The organism is Streptomyces sp. SM1 (genome assembly GCF_002910825.1).
In the GTDB taxonomy this organism is placed as follows: Bacteria; Actinomycetota; Actinomycetes; order Streptomycetales; family Streptomycetaceae; genus Streptomyces; species Streptomyces okerensis.
This window is the reverse complement of sequence record NZ_NEUB01000390.1, coordinates 1-3,123: the sequence shown is the minus strand read 5'-3', so window position 1 is coordinate 3,123 and position 3,123 is coordinate 1. Positions and strand designations below refer to the sequence as shown.

Below are 3,123 nucleotides of genomic sequence, written 5' to 3'. Positions count from 1 at the left end.
GTCCGCCGACGGCGCGGGGTCGGGCGACACGTACTGGACGGCGCTGTGGGCCGCGCCGCTGACCCCGGGCGGCCTGGACCGCACGGCCGGCGAGGTGGTCGACCTCACCAACCGGGAGCGTGCCCGGGCCGGGCTGCCGCCGCTGTCCCGTGATGCCCGGCTGACCGCGGCCGCCCAGGCACACAGCGCCGACATGGTGGCCCGCGACTTCTACTCCCACACCGCTCCCGACGGGAGCCGGCCCTGGGACCGGGCCGCCGCCGCGGGCTCCGCGCGGCGGACGGTCGGCGAGAACATAGCCTGCGGGCAGCGCTCGGCCGCCGAGGTCGTGGAGGGGTGGATGAACAGCCCCGGCCACCGCGCCAACATCCTGAAGGCCGACTTCACCCATATCGGCGTCGGTTTCGCGGGAGGGGGCCGGGCGGGCACGTACTGGACCCAGCTCTTCGGAGCCTGAGGGCGGCCCCGCCCGCCGTGCCGTCCGGACGGAATCCTGGCGGAGGGCGCGCGTCCGGGCGAGGATGCCCCCATGAAGGGTGACCTGTTTTCCAGTCGGCACATGGTGCAGCCGGCCACGGCTCCGGGCATGACGGTCGAGAACGCCAAGTGCCTCCGCTACACGGTCGACGGCGAGATGCTCGCCCGTCAGGGCGCGATGGTCGCCCACCGCGGCAGCCTGCGGTTCGAGCGCAGGGGCCAGGGGGTGGGGGGCATGCTCAAGCGCGCGGTGACCGGCGAGGGGCTGCCGCTGATGGCCGTGCGCGGTCAGGGCGAGGCCTGGTTCGCCCACGAGGCGCAGAACTGTTTCATCGTCGAGGTCGACCCCGGAGACGAGTTCACCGTCAACGGCCGCAACGTCCTGTGCTTCGACTCCTCGCTGTCGTACCGGATCGCGACCGTGAAGGGCGCCGGCATCACCGGCGGCGGCCTGTTCAACAGCGTGTTCACCGGGCACGGCCTGCTGGGACTGGTGTGTGACGGAAACCCGCTGGTCATCCCGGTGTCGCCGGGTTGGCCCGTGTTCGTGGACACGGACGCGATCGTGGGCTGGACGGCGGGGCTCGCCACCTCGCTGCACCGTTCGCAGTCGGTGGGGTCGATGCTGCGCGGCGGGTCGGGCGAGGCGGTGCAGCTGAAGCTGGAGGGCGAGGGGTATGCCGTGGTGCGGCCCAGCGAGGCGACCCCGCACCGGGCCCAGCAGCACTGAACGTTGTTGACCTCGGCCTCCGCGCGGTTCAGGGTGGGCACGGCGCGGATCACCAGCCCCCGCGCCGGAGAGGATGAGCGTCGTGATCGGGATCGCCGACATCGAGACCGCGGCCGAGCGGATCGCCGGGCACGTGGTGCGGACCCCGACGGTGCCGAGCCCCGGGCTGTCGGCGCTGCTGGGCGTGCCGGTCACGGCGAAGCTGGAGCTGCTGCAGCGCACCGGTTCGTTCAAGGTGCGCGGCGCGGCGGCGAAGCTGCTGGCGCTGAGCGAGGCCGAACGGGCCGCCGGGGTCGTGGCGGTGAGCGGCGGCAACCACGGGATCGCCCTCGCGGTGATGGCCGCCGCCCTCGACGTGAAGGCCACCGTGGTGATGCCGCGTTCGGCGCCCGCCCGGGCCGTGGAGATCGCTGAGTCCGCGGGCGCCTCGGTACGGGTGACCGACGACATGGACGGCGCGTTCGCGCTGATGGGACGGCTTCAGGAGGAGGGGCTGACCCTGGTCCACCCGTTCGACGACCCGGAGGTGATCGCCGGTCAGGGCACCGTGGGGCTGGAGTTCGCCGCGGACGCGGGTGACCTCACGGACGTGCTGGTGAGCATCGGGGGCGGCGGGCTGATCGCCGGTGTCGCGGCGGCGCTGCGGGCACTGCGGCCCGGGGTGCGGGTGTGGGGCGTGGAGACCGAGGGCGCGCAGGCGATGTCCGAGGCGCTGGCGGCGGGCCGTCCGGTGCCGGTGGAGCTGACGTCGATCGTCTCCACGCTCAGCGCCCCGGCCGTTTCGCAGCTGACGTACGCGCATGTGTCGGAGCTGGTCACCGAGGTGCTGGTGGTGCCGGACCGGGAGGCGGTCCAGGGGTCCCTCGATCTCGCGGACCACGCCAAGGTGTGGGCCGAGCCGGCCGCCGGCTGTCTGCTGCCCGCCGCGCGGCGGGTGCTGGAGCGGGTCGGCGAGGATGCCCGGCTCGGTCTCGTGGTGTGCGGCGGCAACGCCACCACCGGTGACATGATCGCCTGGACGGAACACTTCGAGCTTCGCTGAGCCCCTCTTTGAACGGACCCCGCCCGCTCTCCCGTACCACTGGGGACAGCGGGATCCAGCGGTTCGACGAGGGATGGCCATGGGCAGGGCGCACGTCACCGGGGACCGGCCGGTCGCCGGCCGGTACCGGCTGGTCGAGGTCACGCACCGGGAGACCAATCGCGTCGGCTGGTACGCCGACGACCTCCATACGGGCCGTCCGTGCCTGGTCACCCTGACCGAGCTGCCCCGGGACGCCGGTGAGACGGCCCGGCGCGCTCCCTCCCGCGTCCTGCGGGCCACCGAGAGCGTGAGCCGGCTGTGCCCGGGCCGGATCGCCACGGCTCTCGACGCCGTCGACGAGAACGGCTCCCTGTGGACCGTCACCGCCTGGATCGACGGCACGCCCCTCGACGAGGTCCTCGCCCGGCAGGGCACGTTCGGCCACGCACGGGCCGCACGGATCGCGCTGGAACTGCTCGACGTCCTGGACGCGGCGCACGCCGAGGCCGTCACGCACGGCGAGCTCAGCCCCGGCCAGGTGTTCCTGCGGGAGGAGGGCCCGGTCGTCGTCACCGGGTACGGCCTGGCGGGCACCACGTCGGCGCCCCGGCTCACGGCACCGTCGTACGCCTCTCCGGAGCAGGCCCGCGACCAGCGGATCGGTCCGGCCGCGGACCTCTGGGCGCTGGGCGCGATCCTCTACACGATGCTCGAGGGGCGCCCGCCGTTCCGGGACCGCGGACGGCCGGAGGCCACGCTGAGGGGGGTGGACCGGCTGCCGCTGCGCGCTCCGGTACGGTCCGGCCCGCTCACCCAGGTGGTCCAGGGGCTGCTGCGCAAGGACGCGCGGGAGCGGCTGAACCGCCAGGCGGTCCGCGAGGCGCTCACCCGT

Annotated in this window: 4 protein-coding genes; all 4 read left to right on the top strand. The window is 74.1% G+C overall.

What is annotated here, in order from left to right; translation table 11 throughout:
* A partial coding sequence (locus tag B9S61_RS10005; RefSeq protein ID WP_258039605.1) for a CAP domain-containing protein occupies window positions 1-457 on the top strand: 457 nt, incomplete at its 5' end.
* A 72-nt stretch (window positions 458-529) separates the two neighbouring features.
* A complete protein-coding gene (locus tag B9S61_RS10000; RefSeq protein WP_103541946.1) occupies window positions 530-1,207 on the top strand; it encodes an AIM24 family protein in 678 nt (225 codons plus the stop codon).
* Between the two features lie 82 nt (window positions 1,208-1,289).
* Window positions 1,290-2,249, top strand: coding sequence for a threonine/serine dehydratase (locus B9S61_RS09995; RefSeq protein ID WP_103541947.1), 960 nt, complete (start codon window positions 1,290-1,292; stop codon window positions 2,247-2,249).
* Between the two features lie 79 nt (window positions 2,250-2,328).
* Window positions 2,329-3,123 (top strand): serine/threonine-protein kinase (locus tag B9S61_RS09990; RefSeq protein ID WP_146064766.1); only part of this gene is annotated, 795 nt, incomplete at its 3' end.